The 17,087-nt window shown below is 37.3% G+C and carries 14 protein-coding genes; 7 read left to right on the top strand and 7 right to left on the bottom strand.

Going from position 1 to position 17,087, the window contains the following annotated elements:
• The first annotated feature begins 242 nt into the window (after positions 1-242).
• From AC1DRF_RS01255 to AC1DRF_RS01225, 7 genes are read left to right on the top strand one after another with little or no spacing between them, the layout of a single operon-like run.
• Complete coding sequence (locus AC1DRF_RS01255; protein ID WP_477740256.1) at positions 243-1,343, top strand: glycosyltransferase family 4 protein; 1,101 nt, start codon at positions 243-245, stop codon at positions 1,341-1,343.
• Positions 1,340-2,278 carry a glycosyltransferase family 2 protein gene (locus AC1DRF_RS01250; protein ID WP_013059871.1) on the top strand — a complete coding sequence of 313 codons (939 nt, stop codon included), beginning with the start codon at positions 1,340-1,342 and terminating at the stop codon, positions 2,276-2,278. Before AC1DRF_RS01255 ends, AC1DRF_RS01250 begins: the two co-directional genes overlap by 4 nt.
• Positions 2,279-2,283: 5 nt before the next feature.
• Positions 2,284-3,999, top strand: a complete 1,716-nt coding sequence (locus tag AC1DRF_RS01245) for a DUF6020 family protein (protein ID WP_427076646.1) — start codon at positions 2,284-2,286, stop codon at positions 3,997-3,999.
• Complete coding sequence (locus tag AC1DRF_RS01240; protein ID WP_013059873.1) at positions 3,999-4,334, top strand: EamA family transporter; 336 nt, start codon at positions 3,999-4,001, stop codon at positions 4,332-4,334. Before AC1DRF_RS01245 ends, AC1DRF_RS01240 begins: the two co-directional genes overlap by 1 nt.
• The gene (locus AC1DRF_RS01235; protein WP_016765961.1) at positions 4,327-4,659 is read left to right on the top strand and encodes an EamA family transporter; all 333 of its coding nucleotides are present in this window, start codon (positions 4,327-4,329) and stop codon (positions 4,657-4,659) included. The genes AC1DRF_RS01240 and AC1DRF_RS01235 overlap by 8 nt, the downstream gene beginning before the upstream one ends.
• A gap of 30 nt (positions 4,660-4,689) precedes the next feature.
• A complete protein-coding gene (gene murJ, locus AC1DRF_RS01230) occupies positions 4,690-6,192 on the top strand; it encodes a murein biosynthesis integral membrane protein MurJ (RefSeq protein WP_016765962.1) in 1,503 nt (500 codons plus the stop codon).
• Between the two features lie 25 nt (positions 6,193-6,217).
• Positions 6,218-7,588: an O-antigen ligase family protein gene (locus AC1DRF_RS01225; protein ID WP_477740255.1), complete on the top strand. Its 1,371-nt coding sequence runs from the start codon at positions 6,218-6,220 to the stop codon at positions 7,586-7,588.
• Between the two features lie 28 nt (positions 7,589-7,616).
• Here the strand turns inward: AC1DRF_RS01225 and AC1DRF_RS01220 are convergent, their stop codons facing one another.
• From AC1DRF_RS01220 to AC1DRF_RS01190, 7 genes are all read right to left on the bottom strand, one after another.
• The gene (locus AC1DRF_RS01220) at positions 7,617-9,416 is read right to left on the bottom strand and encodes a cation:proton antiporter (protein WP_097824939.1); all 1,800 of its coding nucleotides are present in this window, start codon (positions 9,414-9,416) and stop codon (positions 7,617-7,619) included.
• Positions 9,417-9,642: 226 nt separating this feature from the next.
• Positions 9,643-11,388 carry a thiol reductant ABC exporter subunit CydC gene (cydC, locus tag AC1DRF_RS01215; RefSeq protein WP_477740254.1) on the bottom strand — a complete coding sequence of 582 codons (1,746 nt, stop codon included), beginning with the start codon at positions 11,386-11,388 and terminating at the stop codon, positions 9,643-9,645.
• A complete protein-coding gene (gene cydD, locus AC1DRF_RS01210) occupies positions 11,388-13,100 on the bottom strand; it encodes a thiol reductant ABC exporter subunit CydD (protein WP_427076649.1) in 1,713 nt (570 codons plus the stop codon). The genes cydC and cydD overlap by 1 nt, the downstream gene beginning before the upstream one ends.
• Positions 13,100-14,116 (bottom strand): cytochrome d ubiquinol oxidase subunit II, encoded by a 1,017-nt coding sequence (gene cydB, locus AC1DRF_RS01205; RefSeq protein WP_328244218.1) that lies wholly within the window; start codon positions 14,114-14,116, stop codon positions 13,100-13,102. Before cydB ends, cydD begins: the two co-directional genes overlap by 1 nt.
• The gene (locus AC1DRF_RS01200; RefSeq protein WP_025752440.1) at positions 14,103-15,509 is read right to left on the bottom strand and encodes a cytochrome ubiquinol oxidase subunit I; all 1,407 of its coding nucleotides are present in this window, start codon (positions 15,507-15,509) and stop codon (positions 14,103-14,105) included. The genes cydB and AC1DRF_RS01200 overlap by 14 nt, the downstream gene beginning before the upstream one ends.
• 324 nt (positions 15,510-15,833) lie before the next feature.
• Entirely contained in the window at positions 15,834-16,289 is a 456-nt protein-coding gene (locus tag AC1DRF_RS01195; RefSeq protein ID WP_013059882.1) for a threonine/serine exporter family protein, read from the bottom strand.
• 14 nt (positions 16,290-16,303) lie between these two features.
• Positions 16,304-17,065, bottom strand: a complete 762-nt coding sequence (locus tag AC1DRF_RS01190) for a threonine/serine exporter family protein (protein WP_013085528.1) — start codon at positions 17,063-17,065, stop codon at positions 16,304-16,306.
• Between the last annotated feature and the right edge of the window lie 22 nt (positions 17,066-17,087).

Here is a 17,087-nt window from a genome sequence, read left to right as displayed (position 1 = left end):
TGATGTGAAAATCATCTTCTTTACTGCTTTATCTATCGTTTTGGAAGTGTCCGATAAACTTTCGCATTTTAAAAAGTAGGTGTGCTATAATATTGTGATGTTGGCGATATGCAACCCATTTTTGCATGTTTATCAATGAAATCGCTCAACTTAATAGTAAGATGATACATGTAAGCTCTATTTAAATGAACACCCGTTGTCATTATCATAAACTAATAAAGAAAAATAGGTGTGAAACAATCATGAAAATTTTGTTGATTTCAAATATGTATCCTTCGGAACAATTCCCGAGCTATGGTGTATTTGTTCAAAACACTGAAAAAATTTTAGTTCAAAATGGTATTCAAGTTGATAAAATTGTCATGCAAAAAAAGACAAGCAAATTAAGCAAGCTTTTTAGCTATGCTTCTCATTATGCTAATGTCGTCTTGACGGGCTTGACAAAAAACTACGACTACCTTTACGTACATTATGCATCTCATAATGCTCTTCCGCTGCTGGTTCTTAAAAAGCTGAAGAAGAATGTGAAGATTGTGACAAACGTGCATGGTTCAGACGTTGTACCTGAAGTACCTTCACAGGAAAAGTATCAGCCTAGAGTAAATGATTTATTGCACCATTCTACTAAAATTATTACTCCTTCTCCTTATTATAAAGGGCTCGTTGAAGAGAAATATAAGGTTCATAACCCAATTTATATTTTTCCAAGCGGAGGAGTGAATAAAGATCTGTTTCACCCTTATGCAGATAAAAGCAAAGCTTATCAAGAACTAAACTTGGACCCTACTATCCGTTATCTTGGATGTGTAAGCCGCATTGATGTGGGTAAAGGATGGGAATACTACCTGCAAGCAATTGCAAAAGCTGAACAACAAATGCCCACTTCTTACAAATACCTATACGTTGGAAGCGGAAAAGACGAAGCTGCATTTAAGGAAATGATCAAGACTCTGGGCCTAGAGGAAAAAGTCATCCATTTCCCTCTCCTTCCTCAGTCCTCTCTTGCTTACGTATATAATGCAATTGAAGCATTCGTGTTTCCGACCGTAAGAAAAGGAGAAAGTTTGGGCTTAGTCGGCCTCGAAGCTATGGCTTGCGGAGCACCCGTAATTGGGAGTCAGATTGGTGGTCTAAAAGATTACATTATAGACGGAAAGAATGGTCTATTCTTTGAGCCTAAAAATGTAGACGAACTAGCTTCACAGCTACAGGCTTTTATTAATCTTCCTGAAGATGTGAAACAGCAAATGTCTCAACAGGCGTTACAAACAGCAAACCGCTACACAGTAGATGTAATTGCTGAACAACTCCCAACAATTTTTTTTGATGAGGTGGAAAAATGAAAGTCGCAGTTTTAATTCCTTGTTATAACGAGGAAGTAACAATTGGAAAAGTAATTGACGATTTCAAACGCGAACTGCCTAGTGCAGATATTTATGTGTACGATAACAATTCAAAAGATCGGACAAGTGAAATTGCACTTGAACACGGGGCAATCGTCAAAAAAGAATTCAAGCAAGGAAAAGGAAACGTTGTACGTTCGATGTTTCAAGAAATTGATGCAGATTGTTATGTTATGGTAGATGGGGATGATACGTATCCTGCAGAATTTGTTCATCAATTAATTGAGCCTATTAGAAATCGAGAAGCTAACATGGTCATTGGAGATCGTTTATCAAACGGAACGTATCTCGAAGAAAACAAACGTGCTTTCCATAATTTCGGAAACAACTTAGTACGTTCTTTAATTAACGGCCTGTACAAAAGCAACATTAAAGATATCATGACAGGTTATCGTGCGTACGATAAATTATTTGTAAAATCAATACCTGTGATGAGCCCGGGATTTGAAATTGAAACAGAAATGAGTCTTCACGCGTTAGATAAACGCTTCCGCCTAAAAGAAATCGCGATCGATTATCGCGATCGACCTGAAGGCAGCGAATCGAAACTTAATACGTTCTCTGATGGATTTAAAGTGTTACGAATGATTTTTACGTTATTTAAAGAGTACAAGCCGCTTCAGTTCTTCTCCATTTGGACAGTGTTATTTATTGTCGCAGGATTAGCTGTTGGTGCTCCAGTACTTTATGAATTTTTTGATACAGGCTTTATTACCAAAGTACCTTCATCTATCTTAGCAACTGGATTGATGGTGTTAGGTGTTTTATCTTTCGTCTGTGGATTAATTCTAGATACAATCGCTTCATTAAATCGCAAGCAATATGAATTAGAACTAAATAAAAAAATTGAACAGATTGAACAAGTAGGAGAATAACAATGATGAAGAATAAAAAAAGTATTTTGCTGCTTACAGTAACAGCTTTAATTATTCTTATCGGTTTAAGTATTGGTAATCCAGACGGTGTTCACTATCTTTCCCTTTTTGCTGCACTTGTATTTACCATCATAAGCTCTATTTTTATTTATAAAAATAGAGCTTATGCTTCATTTAAACCGCTAGAATGGCTATTGCTGATTGTTTTTTCGTTTATCGTACAGTTTTCTCTTTTAGATAACTTACATATGACGAGCTCAACTATTTTCTTACTCGTTTTGTATGCCGTCAGCCGTACTTTATTGGCAATGCTGCTAACGGCCGCTGTACTCAGCGCTATCAAACAGATAAACGATTTTCACTATACATCTGCACACCCAAAGCGTTACCTAGGAATTGTTACAATTCTTATTCTAGCTGTTAGTCTATATTACTGGTTCGCCTTTTTCCCAGCGGCCATGACTCCCGATTCATTAGCACAGTGGAGACAGGCACATAACGGAGAATTTAACGATTGGCACCCTATTATGATTACGTGGCTGATTATGCTGCTGACAAAAATATGGGATAACCCAGGAATTGTAGCATTCACGCAAATTGTTGTTGTAGTAAGCATATACGCCTATACGTTCGATTTTTTCATTAAACGCAAAGCACATCCTGTTATGATTGGACTTTTAACAGCTATTATTGTCATTATTCCAAGCTTTTTAATCTTTTCAATTATTATTTGGAAAGATATTTTATACAGTGCTTTTCTGCTGTTTTTTACGGTGAATATTGCAAAAATCTATTTGTCAAAAGGTGCTTGGATTAAAAGTAAAGCAGGCTTCTTCTTACTTTTACTTTCTGCATTTGGAGTAGCTTTCTTTAGACATAATGGTTTTCCTGTATTTGTTTTGACTTTCCTTTTAATGATCGTCTTATTCAGAAAAAATTGGAAACCTCTTGTCACGATTTTCTTAGTTGTCTTTATTTTACAAAAGATTGTTACAGGCCCTGTGTTCACGTGGCTTGATGTACAGCCTTCGGATCCAAATGAAGCTTTGTCTATCCCAACTCAACAAATTGCAAACATCATTTCAAATGATGGGGAGATGTCAAAAGAAGAGCGCGAATATTTTAATAAAGTGCTTCCTATTGAATTGTGGAAAGAAAAGTACAATCCATATAAAAGCGATCCTATTAAATTCACTTGGAAATACTACGACCGCGAGTTTATTTTTAATGATCTAGGTCTTTACTTTAAGAATTATGCTAGCATTGTCATCAAAAATCCTTATCTAGCAACGGAAGGCTTTCTCAAACAAACGGCTTTGGTATGGCAAATCAATCCTTTTAAAGATGGCTACACAGATACGTATGTAACCAACATTTATTACGGCAATGATTTAGGTCTTAAAAATAAAGTAATCGAGCCGTTTATTACGCATACTGCCAATGCTTACTTAGCTATTTTTAAGCACCCTGTTTTTACATTCTTATGGAAACCAGCTTTTTATCACTGTGTCATTTTATTATTTTCATTAATGCTAGTGATTCGAAGAGGAATTACGTCACTTATTATCGTCATTCCTTGGGCTCTTAACACGCTTTCTGTTCTTGCGGCATTGCCGGCTCAAGATTTTCGATATTTATTAGCAAGCGTATTTGTGTCTTTCTTCTTTATTGGTCTTCCTTTTATCCGATTTGATCAGAAAGAAAGGGATGTGACCTCCTGATGGAGAGCAATTACAACAAAAAGCTAGGAATCACACTCATTATCGTGGCTTCCCTGTTTACAGCTGTTGGACAACTTTTTTGGAAGTTGTCCGAAGCTTCATTTAACTTAAATTTAATTATTGGTTTTTTTCTTTATGGATTAGGAGCGGTTTTTATGATTGCCGCTTTTAAATTTGAAAGAGTTTCCTTGCTTCATCCATTTTTAAGCCTAGGATACGTAATCAGCATTGCTCTTGGTTTCTTTCTATTAAATGAAACCATTAGCCCTATGAAGCTGGTCGGTACTCTTATTATTATCGTAGGTGTAATTTTAGTAGGTGGCCAAGATGAATAGTATCCCGCTTTTACTTATTATGACTCTTTTAGGTTCAGTTGGAGCTGTCTTTTTCAAGTATATTTCTACGTATTTAAATGAAAAAAAGATAAAGCTAGCGCTTATTTGCTTTGTGGGTGGCGGCCTTTTTTACGGGGCGGCAGCTCTGCTTAATGTGTATGTTTTAACGCTGTTACCTTATTCTATTGTATTTCCGCTCACGTCTATTACGTATATTTGGACATTAACATTCGGTTACTTTTTAATTAAAGAAAAAGTTACAACAAAACAAGTTATCGGCTGTATTCTTCTAATTGTCGGATGCTTCTTTATTGCTAATAGTTGATGAGATAACTTGAAAAGGTAGGAGTTTCGCATGAAAAACTTAAAATTCGCGAGCATTTTACTGCTCATATCAACATTATTTTTGAAATTTTCTAGTATGATTCGTGATTTAGTTATTGCTAACTATTTCGGTACAAGTTATATTGTCGATTCATACAACGCAGCAATGATCATTCCAAACGCTTTTATTTTATTTATGCTAACGGGGATGAAGGATGCGTTTATTCCTAGTTATTTACGTTATGAAAAAGAAAATAAAGGAAAGGTTCATTTGACTAATATTGTTAAATCAACCTTTCTTATTTGTTTCATTATTTCGGTTCTCGGATCAATTGCCGCTTTCTTTTACTTTCCCGCTTCGTATTCTAATTTTTCCAAAGCAGCAATTGAACTAGGAATTTATACGGGCGTTATGTACTTCTTATCTCTTTCACTAGTTGGAGTGAATGCCGTATACGAAGGTGTATTTGATGCACGAAGTCAATATTCTTTCTCTGTGTTTTCTCAAACGGTTGTTGTACTATTTACGATTTTAAGTACAATCCTATTACATTCAATTATGGGCGGCTATGCAATTGCTCTTGGCTATTTTGTAGGAACAATTGCTTCTTTCTTAATTAAAGTTGTCTATTTTAAACCGCAGCATCTGCTGTTATGGAAGCAAAAAATTGACCGTGATGAAGTGGTGGCTTTTTATAAAGTATTCATCCCTGTCGGTGTGACCATTATGGTCGGTCAAATTAATTTAACTGTAAACTTCTTCTTTGCTGGCTCCTTTGGTGAAGGTGTTATTTCATACTTAAATTACGCCTTCAGACTTGTAAGTATTCCCCAGGCAATATTCGGGGTTACGGTCGCAACCATTATTTATCCGCTGATTGCCAGAGCCATTTCTGAAAAAGATGAAGAACGCTTTAAATCCGGAATTGAAAAAGGGATTACGTTTATGCTGATGCTGCTGATTCCGACGATTGTTATTATGATCTTTTACATGAAAGACATTGTAATGATTGCTTATCAGCGCGGTGCATTTGACGCAAATTCGACGTTAAAAACAACGGATGTATCTTATTATTACCTAGGTTCGGTGTTTTTCTATTCGCTGCAAGCTGTTCTTGCAAAAGGATTTTATTCTCTTCAAAAAGGTTATCTTATTATGAGAGCAGGCTTATTATCCATTGTGTTAAACATCATCTTTAACATGATTTTCACTAAATTTATGGGATACCAAGGATTAGCACTTTCCATGTCAGTGGTTGCCTTTTTCTATACGGCCATCGTATTCGTTATGCTGGCAAAACAAATCAATCACTTTCATTACGGATATCTAGTGAAAGAAACAGGAAAAATTCTTTTAGCTTCTGTACCTGTTGCTATCCTCATGTTCTTCTTGAAGGACATCGCATTTTTGAATTCATTACATGTTATCTTACGATTTGGTATTGTCTGTCTTGCAGGTGGTTTAGTATACTTAATGTCGACGCTATTATGCAGAGTAGAAGGTGTTATGCTTTTAGTTAAAAGAAAACGTTAATTCACGTAAAACAGGAGAGTACTATATGAAGAACACATACTGGTTATTTTTTCTGTTCGTTGGTTTTATTTCAATTCAGCCAATTATTGATATGCTAACGACGTACATGGTTTTGAACATGGATAGTGGTCTCTCAATTGGGGTTGTTATTCGCTTTCTATATATGATTTTTGCAGGTGTCCTACTTTTAGTGTTTGCTAAACAATCAAAATGGGCTAGATATTCGATTATCTACCTTATTGTTTTTGCACTCTTTCTTGGACTCAATATCTACTTAAATCATCAATGGAAAGATCCTTATTATATTGGGCAAGAAATTAAATTTTTCAATAAGGTTGTTTATATGAACGTTACATTACTTGGAATGATTGTGATGTTTTTACATTATCGATCGTCTTTGGATGTAAAAAGAATACTGAGCAAAAACTTATTGACTGCTTCACTCATCATCAGTATTGTTTTTATCGGTACAATGCTAACAGGTACAGCACTAGAGAGTTATCAGTATAATAAAATCGGATTCAAAGGCTGGTTTTATGCAGCGAATGAGCTAGGGGCAACCATTGCTATTTTGCTCCCTCTCACACTGCTTTTAGCTTTAGATAAAGTACGTTCATTTTCAAAAGCTTATTACTGGATTCCTTTTATATTGTTAGCTGTTTCGTCCATCATGCTTGGAACGAAAGTAGGCTTAGGTGCCGTTATTCTTTCTTTAGTTGTAGCAACAGTTGTCTTATTTGCAAAATTATTTACGAATAAACGCAGCTTAATTAAAGCCAACTTAGTAATCTCAATTCTGCTTTTAATTGTAACCGGAGCAACCACTCCGATTTCTCCAGCTTATAAAAACACATATACGCACATCGATATGTTAGAGGCTAAAAAAGAGAAAACAAAGCAAGAAAAGCCGGAAAAGAAAGAAAAAGAAAAGCCGGCTAAAAAGAAAAAGGAATCAAATTTAGATGACAAAGATATTCAAAATCTGATTCTAAGCAGCCGTGAGCAATTTTTAGCTCATCATAAGGAAGAGTATGCAAAAGCACCTATTGCAAGAAAAATGATAGGTATGGGCTTTTCTGGTGACTATACAAAACAGCTTCCGCCAAAGATGATTGAAATGGATTTTTATGACCTGTTTTTCTCTTTAGGTATCATCGGATTTTTACTATGGGTTCTTCCACTTCTAGTAGTTGGTTTAACCGTACTGGTTCGATTATTTAAAAACCCGTCACAGCTTCTTGATGAAAGCTTTATGATGTATAGTACAGCAATTGTATTAGCTCTTGGAATTGCTTTTGTAGCTGGGCATGTCTTCACCGCACCAGCCGTTACTATCTATTTTGCAGCAGCTGCTGCTTATCTGTTCGTCATTCATTTTAAACAAAGACAAGCATAAAAAAACAGGCCTTCAGTGGCCTGTTTTTTTATCTTTTTAACGGCTGAAGGCTTAACACCGTATCACCCGCATTAACGTTTATTTCTTGATCATGAGCAAAAAAACTCAATGCCTTTCCTTGCTTGCTCACTGCTAGTAAAAGAGAATCATCGCTTTTCTCCTCAAGATATGTTTCATACGTATATTCATCCGTAATTTTTGTATTGTAAATCGTATGTCCATGCTCCATTTTATGATGTAGAAACTCCCACGTAATTCCTTTCTTAAATAGCATGCGTCCTCTTACCGTGTGCATAATTTCATCGACATCTTCTCTTGAATCTTCTTGATCACGAATACTCAATTGAAAAACATTGTTCCGTCCCATATCTTGAAGAAAAGCAGTACAAACAAGTGCATTATATGCATCTAACTCAGTTGCAGCAATCACGTATTCATAAGGAGTTAAATCTAGATGATATTCCGTTTGCTCAGCTAGAACTTCTCCGTGATACACATCTACTTCCGCTCTGCGCGCAACTCTTAACCGCTCCCACGAAGAATCAGCAACTAACACTGGATAGCCCAGTTGCTTTAACTTGGAAGCAAAGGCAACCGTAAAATCATTGCTTCCTACAAGCAAAATACCAGGTTCTTCTCCAATTGATAAATCAAGCTTCTTAGCTAGCCAGGAAAGGGAAAAACCGTGTGCACAAACCGTAGCAAATACTAAAGCAAATGTCAGTGTTGTTAGGATGGAAGCATCTTTAAATCCTTCATCGATTAGTACTTTCGCAAAGTAACTTGAGACCGTTAACGCCACAATGCCACGCGGGGCAATCCAGCCAATCAGTATTTTTTCTTTTATAGATAAATCTGTCCCTACCGTTGATAAAAAGATGGAGACAGGTCTGACAATAAACAGCATAAGTAAAACAAACAAAATAATATTCCAATGAAAAATTTCAGTAATGGTCTTCATCGTCAGTCCAGCCGTTAACATGATAAAAATAGTAGAAGTCAACAGAACCGAAATGTTCTCTTTAAAATGTCGCATATCACTAATAGATGAAATATGCATATTAGCAAGGGTAATCCCCATCGCTGTCACTGCTAGAAGACCTGTTTCATGCTTAATTTCATCAGCTATCGTAAAGCAGGCAATAACAACAATAAATACGACCGGAGATTTTAAATACTCTGGAATATGCCCCTTTTGAAACATCCATCCTATTCCACGGCCAAGAAGCCATCCTATTAAAACAGCAATAATAGAGGCTACAAAGAAAAAGAGAATTGTTTTTCCACTGACTTCTCTCAGCACTAAAAATTGAACAATTTCAAACGAAAAAACGGCCAGGAGTGCACCAAATGGATCAACAATAATACCTTCCCATTTTAAAATCGCTGCTGGTTTTGGTTTTAATTTAGCTTGTCGTAAAAGAGGTAAAATCACGGTTGGACCCGTCACAATAAAAAGCCCTCCGATAACAATTGCCACCGCCCATGATAAATCCGCTATATAATGAGCAGCTAAAGAGCCTAAAATCCAAGCTAGCATGGCTCCGAGCGTCACAATGCGAAACACGGGCTTTTCGATTCCCCTTACCTCTCTCATGTCTAAGTTCAAGCTGCCTTCAAATAAAATAACAGCTACAGCAATCGATACAAAAGGATCAAAAAGCTGAGCAAATTGTGCTTTAGGGTCAATTAAACCTAAAATAGGGCCTGTTAGCAGTCCGATAATTGACATCACGACAATTGCTGGTAACTTAAATCTCCAAGCCAGCCACTGAGATAGAACTCCTAGTCCCACTACGAGCGTGATATGTATAAGCATAGGTTCCATTGTATCTTCCTTCTCTCGTTCGCATAATGTGTATATATTTTCCCTAAAATAAACCGATGTTATACAGGAAGAAACAAACACTACCTTGTTTTACCACTTTTTCAAAAATGCTAAACGCATACTCTTTTCTTTGAATCCAAGCTGTTTTCTTTCATTCGACACATATTTTACTCGTGTTTGTCGAATTTCACTTTGTGATCAAATAATAAAAAGCCTTTAGCTCCTGCTAAAGGCTTTTTGCCGGATGATCCAATTCATATAGCTTTTGATAGTGACTGTTCGTCGCAAGTAATTCATCATGCGTTCCTCGAATGGCTATCTTACCATCTTGTAAAAATAAGATTTCATCCATTTTTTCCATCCCAACTAAATTGTGCGTAACCCAAATTAAGGTTCTATCTTGAAGAGTTTCAAAAATAGTGGATAATAGACGCTTTTCAGTCATAGCATCCAACCCTGCAGTTGGCTCATCTAGCATAACAATTGGCGTATGCTGAAGCAGAACGCGTGCTAACGCAATCCGCTGACGTTCTCCTCCCGAGAAGCGCTGACCTGTTTCGAGCATCGGCGTTTGATATCCTTGGTGCAAAGCTTCCACAAGGGAGTGCATATTCACTTGCTTCATGGCCTCAATTACTTCTTCTTTTGTAGCCTTTTCATTAGCTAGTAATAAATTGTTGGCTACGCTTGTATTAAATAAATAAGGATTTTGATTTAATACAGAGATGAGTTTTGGTACATCTTCACGAACTTCAGCAACAGACTGACCGTTTAGTTGAACTGTGCCTTCTGTAGGTACTAAGGAGCCTTGCAGCAACTTTAATAGAGTCGATTTTCCAGCTCCACTCTTGCCAAGAATCGCAATTTTTTTCCCTTGCTCGACTTGAAATGAAAGATCATGAATGACTGACTCCTCCTCATTACTATAGCGAAAGCTTACATGCTCAACTTTTAATCTAACCGAATTCCATGAACCTTCATAAGGTAGAGAAAGAGTATGTTTTTTCTTTTCGTTCACATCTTCCCAGTTCTTTTCCATTGCCTGTACTCTATTTAATGATTCTTCAAACTGAGGAATCTTTTCTATTGCATTGGATACTGGCAGCAGGGCTTCAGATAAAGGAAATACTACTAAAATAAAAGCAGCAATAAACACACCTGCAAGCTCTTTATCTGCAAAAAGAGAAGCTCCAAACCAAATCATTGTGACAATTAAACCTGCTACAATAAGTTGTCCAAACAATTCTCGGTAATACGTCCATAGTTTAAGCTTACGATCCATGCCGTCTAACTCATTTTCTGTTTTGTCATACGAACGAAAAAATGACTGCTGCTGACCGCTTAACACCCAATCAGCAACTCCTAAAAAGCCATCTGTGACCTTGGCATATAACTRTGCTTTGCTTGATTTATATCGCTGATTGGCTGCCTTCATATGCCAAAGGGAAAAAAGCGGCATTACTACTACTAATAAAAATAAATAGATGGCAATCAAACATGCAAACTTTAGGCTAAAGAATCCTAAAGCTACAATCGAAATAACGTATAAAATAACAGCTGAAATTGTTGGAAGAATGGTACGCAAGAACAAGTCTTGTAAACTTTCAATATCTTCCGCGAGAACTCCTAAAACATCTCCTGTTTGATAGCGAGATGTAGCAATTAACGGTTCAATCAAATGATAAAGACGCGTACGCATTTTAGCTAAAATGCGAAGAATAAAATCGTGACTGACAAGACGCTCCGCATAACGGAAAGCGGCTCGGCTTAAACCAAATGTACGCACAAGTACAATTGGAACATACACCAATAAAATCGTTTCTGGCCGTAAGGAAGAAGCTGAAATCAAATAACCTGACGTGAACATTAGCGCGCAAGCAGAACCAATCGTTAACAAGCTTAGTAATAAGATAGAAAAGATACGATATTTATATGTTTTAAAGTAGGGCCATATCCAACTTTTATATTTCATCATATCTCCTCCTCTTGATGTAAAAATTGATAGTAAGCTCCTTTTTTTTGAATCAGTTCTTGATGATTACCGATTTCTGCAACCTTTCCGTCCTCTATTACAACAATGAGATCCATGTCTTTCATCCAATGCAGACGGTGCGTAGCTAAAATAAATAACTTGTCCTGGAACATCGTTAAAATATCTTGCTTTATTTCATATTCCGTTTCAATATCGACTTGTGCCGTTGGTTCATCAAGCATAATAATAGGACGGTCGCTTAGAAAAGCCCTTGCTAGAGCAATCCTTTGAGCTTGGCCGCCGCTAAGCTGTCGTCCCCCATCCCCTATCATTTCATTTTCCTTCTTAGGCATCTGTTGAACCGTTGATAAAAGCCCTGCTTTCGTTAAAGCATCTTCATAATCATATGAGCCGCCTCTGTCTTGATAAAATTCAATATTTTCTTTTACTGTTCCATTAAAAATAAATGGGTGCTGAGGGATATACGTAATCTGCTTTTGCCAAGCATCTGAGCGTAAATCAATTGGCACTCCGTTTACTTCAGCAGAGCCTTCTGTAGATTGTACAAAGCCGCTTAGTATATCAATAAGCGTCGATTTTCCAGCTCCGCTTTTTCCGATGATTCCAATTTTCTTCATTCCTTTAACATGCAGTGACACATCTTCAAGAGAAGGTGGATGCTCTTCGTCATATTTTACAGTGATATGCCTTAATTGAAGTTCACTATTTTCAGTCCAACTAGGAACATCTTCTTTTTTAGACGGCGATTTTTCAGCCTGCTTCACAATCTTAAGTAATACATCTCCGGATTCTTTTCCGTCTAATGTTGCATGGTAATCATTTCCGACTTCTCGTATCGGCAGGAAATATTCAGGCGCCAGCAATAAAATCATAAGTGCAGGCTCTAATGTCATAGACCCGTTTACGAGCCGCAAACCAAGCACAACAGCCACGATGGCTACAGATAACATCGTAAAGAAATCTAAAGCAAACGTAGATAAAAAAGCAATTCGGAGCGTTCCCATTGTCGCTTTTCGATAACGGTCACTGACTCTTTCAATCGTTTCAGCATGCTCCTTACTTTTCCCGAGAAATGTTAAAGTTTCTAACCCTCGAAGCGAATCTACAAAGTGGTTGGACAACACGTGATATGTCTCCCATTGGCTGTCTATTTTTTTCTGTGCAGCCAATCCAAGCAAAATCATAAATAAAATTAAAATTGGCATGGTCACAAGTAAAATAATGCCTGAAAGCCGATCATGGTACCAAACGAAAGCAAGCACCAGCCAAGGTGTTACGCTAATGGCAGCCAGTTTAGGCAAAAACAGCTCCAGATAAGCACGAAGCTTCTGTAGGCCTGTGGTGATGAGCGTCACCAAGTTTCCTGTTCCTTCATCTTTGATAAAACGCGGTCCTAATGAAAAAATGCTTTGCATGACTATCAAACGAAGTTCCTGAGTCGTTTTGACTCCAAATTGATATGCTGTTTTTTTTACTATGAAACCTACGATCTGACGAATCATAAAGGCAGACAAAAACAATCCGATTGCTTTTGTCTGCGAAGTTAAACTTTCACCATGAAAAAGAGCGGTAATTACTTCGGCGAGCCACTTAGCTTGAAAAATAATGGCTACACTTTGAATAGTAATAAGCCCTATTAACATGGCAAGAACCATTTTTATTCCGTTGTAAACCATTAAATTTCTACCCATTAATACTCCATATGCTCCTTATGATCTACACGTTTTCTGAAAACGTAGTAGCTCCAAATTTGATAACCTAACACAAAAGGCAGTAATGCAATAGCAGCGTAAGACATAATTTTTAAGGAATAGTTCCCTGATGCTGCATTATGAATCGTTAAACTATAGCTTTCATTGATTGAACTAACCAAAACGGTTGGAAACAATCCTGCAAATATAGAGGAAATTGATAAAATTAAAATTAAGCCAGACATAGCAAATGCCCATCCGTCTTTTTTGCGTGCAAGGAAAAATCCTGCTAGTAAATACACGAAAATACCGATGAAAAATGTATATAGCATCAAGCGGCTATGATTACTGAATAAATCTGTTTCAAAAAACGTCATGCCTGAAAAGATAAGAAGTAATAAAGCATTTATAGGCAAAAGCTTCATAGCGACCTTCCGTGAACGATCTCTAATATCGTCCATCGTACGGATCGTGGCAAAAATAAGTCCGTGCCATAAGCAAAGCATTGTTAACGTAACGCCGCCTGTGATGGTATATAGATTAACAATATCCGAAAAGCCGGCATTCATTTGCATATTGCGCTCAACAGGCAGTCCTTTCATTAGCGCTGAAAATAAGATACCAAAAATGAGCGGTGGAAAAAGACTTCCAAAGAAGATAACCCAATCCCATGCATTTTTCCACGCTTGTTTTTCAACTTTCCCTCGAAATTCAAATGCTACACCGCGGCCAATAAGCGAAAGTAAAAGAAGAACAAAAAGAACATATGACCCGCTTAATAGCGTTGCATACCAGTTTGGAAAAGCGGCAAACATAGCACCGATTGCTGAAATTAGCCAAACTTCATTTGCATCCCAAAAAGGACCGATTGTATTAATAAAAGCTCGTCGCTCTAAGTCGTTTCTTCCTAAAAAACGAGACACCATTCCAATCCCAAAATCAAAGCCTTCTAAAAAGATAAAACCAACAAACAGAATGGATACTAGTAAATACCAGAATTCATTAAGAGAAAACATTGTATCCCTCCTTGGTAAACGGATCAGTTGATACTACTTTTGTATGTGCTTCGTGATCGTGATCTGGACCTTTTTTAATTTCTTTAACGAACAAGAACACCATAATCACAGCTAAAATTAAATAAAAGAATGAAAACGAGATAATAGAAAACAGCAATTCACCTGCTGTTACACCAGGAGACACAGCATCTTCCGTTTTCATATAGCCAAATACAACCCAAGGCTGACGGCCAATCTCTGTCATAATCCAACCTGCTGAGCTTCCAAGGAACGGAAAGGCAATGGCAATCGTCATAATACGCAAAAATAGTTTGCTTTCTTGAAGTTTTTTACGAGAAAGCAAGTACGTGCCCCAAATCCCTAATGCACATAATACGCCACCTAGACCAGCCATAATGCGGAAACTCCAAAATGTTGTCCGAACGGGTGGAATATAATTTCCTGCTCCATATTTCGCCGTGTACTGCTCCTGCAGCTCGTTCATCCCAGGAACAGAACCTGAAAATTTCCCGTATGATAAGAAGCTTAATAAATAAGGTATTTTGATTTCCCCCGTATTTTTCTTTTCATCGGGGTGAATATTTGCTGTCACCGTCCAAGCGCCTGGACTTCCGCTGTTTTCCCATAATCCTTCACTTGCGGCCATTTTCATCGGCTGTGTTTTAACTAAGTATCCAGCCTGTTCATGACCAGATAACGCAATTCCCACACCTGAAACTAACCCTACAATAATGGCAACTTGAAATGATTTTTTGGCAAAAGCCAAATGTTTTTTCTTCAAGAGCATAATGGCACTGACACCCGTGATAAAAAAAGCGCCTGTTGCAAACGAACCTAAAATGGTATGAGGGAATTCAACCCACAGCTGACCGTTTGTTAACAATTTAAAGAAGTCATTCATTTCTAAACGGCCATTATTCAGCTCCATTCCAACCGGATGCTGCATAAAAGAATTAGCCGTTAAAATGAAGAACGCCGAAAAAATAGTACCTAGACTAACAAGCCAAATACATAGACAGTGCAGCCATTTAGGCAAACGATCCCACCCGAAAATCCACAGTCCAAGGAAAGTGGACTCCATAAAAAACGCGAGCAGTGCTTCAATAGCAAGCGGCGCACCGAATACATCTCCTACAAACCTTGAGTACTCTGACCAGTTCATGCCAAACTGAAATTCTTGTAAAATACCTGTTACGACTCCGACAGCAAAGTTAATCAGGAATAAGTGCCCCCAAAACTTTGCCATCTTTTTATACTGTTCATCTTTTTTTACTACGTACATCGTTTCCATGATCGCTACTAAAAAGACAAGACCGATAGATAGCGGTACAAAGATAAAATGAAACAGCGTCGTTGATGCAAATTGAATACGTGATAGTATAACTGTATCCATCTTCTTTCTCCTTTCATATATAAGAACATTCATCATTTCCATAGATACTTTGCTCATTTCTGAGCATCTTTTACTTACATTGTGAAACATTGAGCATAATAATCCGAGAGATATGCTCAATGTTTCACATACATATGTAATATCTCTCTTTCTATTTACATAGTATAGTCCTTTCTATTTACATAGTATAGTCTATTTTTTTAGCTGTGCACGTACATTTTTTGAACGTTTTTAGACTAAAACGTGACTTTCTTGTGACAAGAAAGTGAAGGATCTCCTTATTTTTTTCATAAAAAAAGCACGCTCTGATTTGAGCTTGCTTCTCTATGGTCGATATTTTGCTTTGGCATTTAATTTAGACTGACGAATGATTTGGTTGATAACTTCAGAAAACACAATACCAATGGCAATTGAACCTGAAATCATAAAGGCTTTTGCTGCAAGACTAATCGCTTCATTATAGTTATTTTCTACAAAGTTACGCATGGCATCGTATGCTGTTCCTCCCGGAACCAGCGGAATAATACCTGCTACTGTGAAAATAATGATCGGCGTTCGATAAATTTTTGCGTAAATTTGACTAATAATAGCAATAAAGAAGGCCGATGCAACTGTGCTTGGAATTTCATCTACGCCATAGAACGTTAGCAAATAGTAAATGAGCCAGCCAATCATTCCGACAAAGCCACTTTTTAATAATGATTCACGTGGAACATTAAAGATGATCCCAAATGCTGCTGAAGCAATAAAACTTGTAATTATCTGCTCTACGATATGCATATGATGCCTCCCTTCTATAGAAGTGTAAATACAATGGCAATACCTGCACCGATAGCGAATGCCGTCAGAAACGCTTCTGCTCCTTTTGATAATCCAGACAGTAAATGTCCCGCCATTAAATCTCGCACTGCATTGGTAATGGATAAGCCAGGAACGAGTGGCATAACGGATCCAATAATAATTTTATCGATTTGCGTGCCTAGTCCTGAAGCGACTAAAAGAGCTGATAAAAGTCCAATAACTAACGAAGCGGTAAACTCAGCAAAGAAGCGAATCGGAATAAGACGGTGGAAATACACCACGGTTAAAAATCCGAGACCTCCTGAAAACATAGCTGGAATAAAGTCCGTCCATAAACCTTGAAACATGATTAAAAAGCATCCGCTAGAAATGGATGCAGCTGCAAGTTGAACCCATAGTGGAAAAGCTACGTTTGTTGCTTCAATTTCTTGTAGCATTTCATACGCTTCCTCCAAGGAGATGTTTCCTTGACTGATTGTTCTTGAGACGCTATTTACCATGGTTACTTTTTTTAAATCTGTCGTTCGTTCGGAAATACGAATTAACTTCGTTTTCGTCGGTTCTTTCGTTTCAAGTGAAAACATAATCCCTGTTGGCGTCACATAGCTGTGGGATTTTTTTATACCGTAAGACGCTGCAATCCGCATCATTGTGTCTTCTACTCGATACGTTTCTGCTCCGCTTTCTAACATAATTTTACCTGCTAGTAAGCTAACGTCCATAATTTCATATTTATCTAATTTTTGTTGTGTCATCAAATCGCTCCAAACATATTAA

It is taken from the genome of Priestia sp. P5_B4 (assembly GCF_056400385.1).
This window is presented reverse-complemented; position numbering and strand designations above follow the sequence as displayed.

Coding starts and splice junctions, on each gene's coding strand:
- AC1DRF_RS01255 (WP_477740256.1), top strand. CDS start 243: ATGAAAATTTTGTTGATTTCAAATATGTATCCTTCGGAACAATTCCCG.
- AC1DRF_RS01250 (WP_013059871.1), top strand. CDS start 1,340: ATGAAAGTCGCAGTTTTAATTCCTTGTTATAACGAGGAAGTAACAATT.
- AC1DRF_RS01245 (WP_427076646.1), top strand. CDS start 2,284: ATGAAGAATAAAAAAAGTATTTTGCTGCTTACAGTAACAGCTTTAATT.
- AC1DRF_RS01240 (WP_013059873.1), top strand. CDS start 3,999: ATGGAGAGCAATTACAACAAAAAGCTAGGAATCACACTCATTATCGTG.
- AC1DRF_RS01235 (WP_016765961.1), top strand. CDS start 4,327: ATGAATAGTATCCCGCTTTTACTTATTATGACTCTTTTAGGTTCAGTT.
- murJ (WP_016765962.1), top strand. CDS start 4,690: ATGAAAAACTTAAAATTCGCGAGCATTTTACTGCTCATATCAACATTA.
- AC1DRF_RS01225 (WP_477740255.1), top strand. CDS start 6,218: ATGAAGAACACATACTGGTTATTTTTTCTGTTCGTTGGTTTTATTTCA.
- AC1DRF_RS01220 (WP_097824939.1), bottom strand. CDS start 9,416: ATGGAACCTATGCTTATACATATCACGCTCGTAGTGGGACTAGGAGTT.
- cydD (WP_427076649.1), bottom strand. CDS start 13,100: ATGGGTAGAAATTTAATGGTTTACAACGGAATAAAAATGGTTCTTGCC.
- cydB (WP_328244218.1), bottom strand. CDS start 14,116: ATGTTTTCTCTTAATGAATTCTGGTATTTACTAGTATCCATTCTGTTT.
- AC1DRF_RS01200 (WP_025752440.1), bottom strand. CDS start 15,509: ATGGATACAGTTATACTATCACGTATTCAATTTGCATCAACGACGCTG.
- AC1DRF_RS01195 (WP_013059882.1), bottom strand. CDS start 16,289: ATGCATATCGTAGAGCAGATAATTACAAGTTTTATTGCTTCAGCAGCA.
- AC1DRF_RS01190 (WP_013085528.1), bottom strand. CDS start 17,065: ATGACACAACAAAAATTAGATAAATATGAAATTATGGACGTTAGCTTA.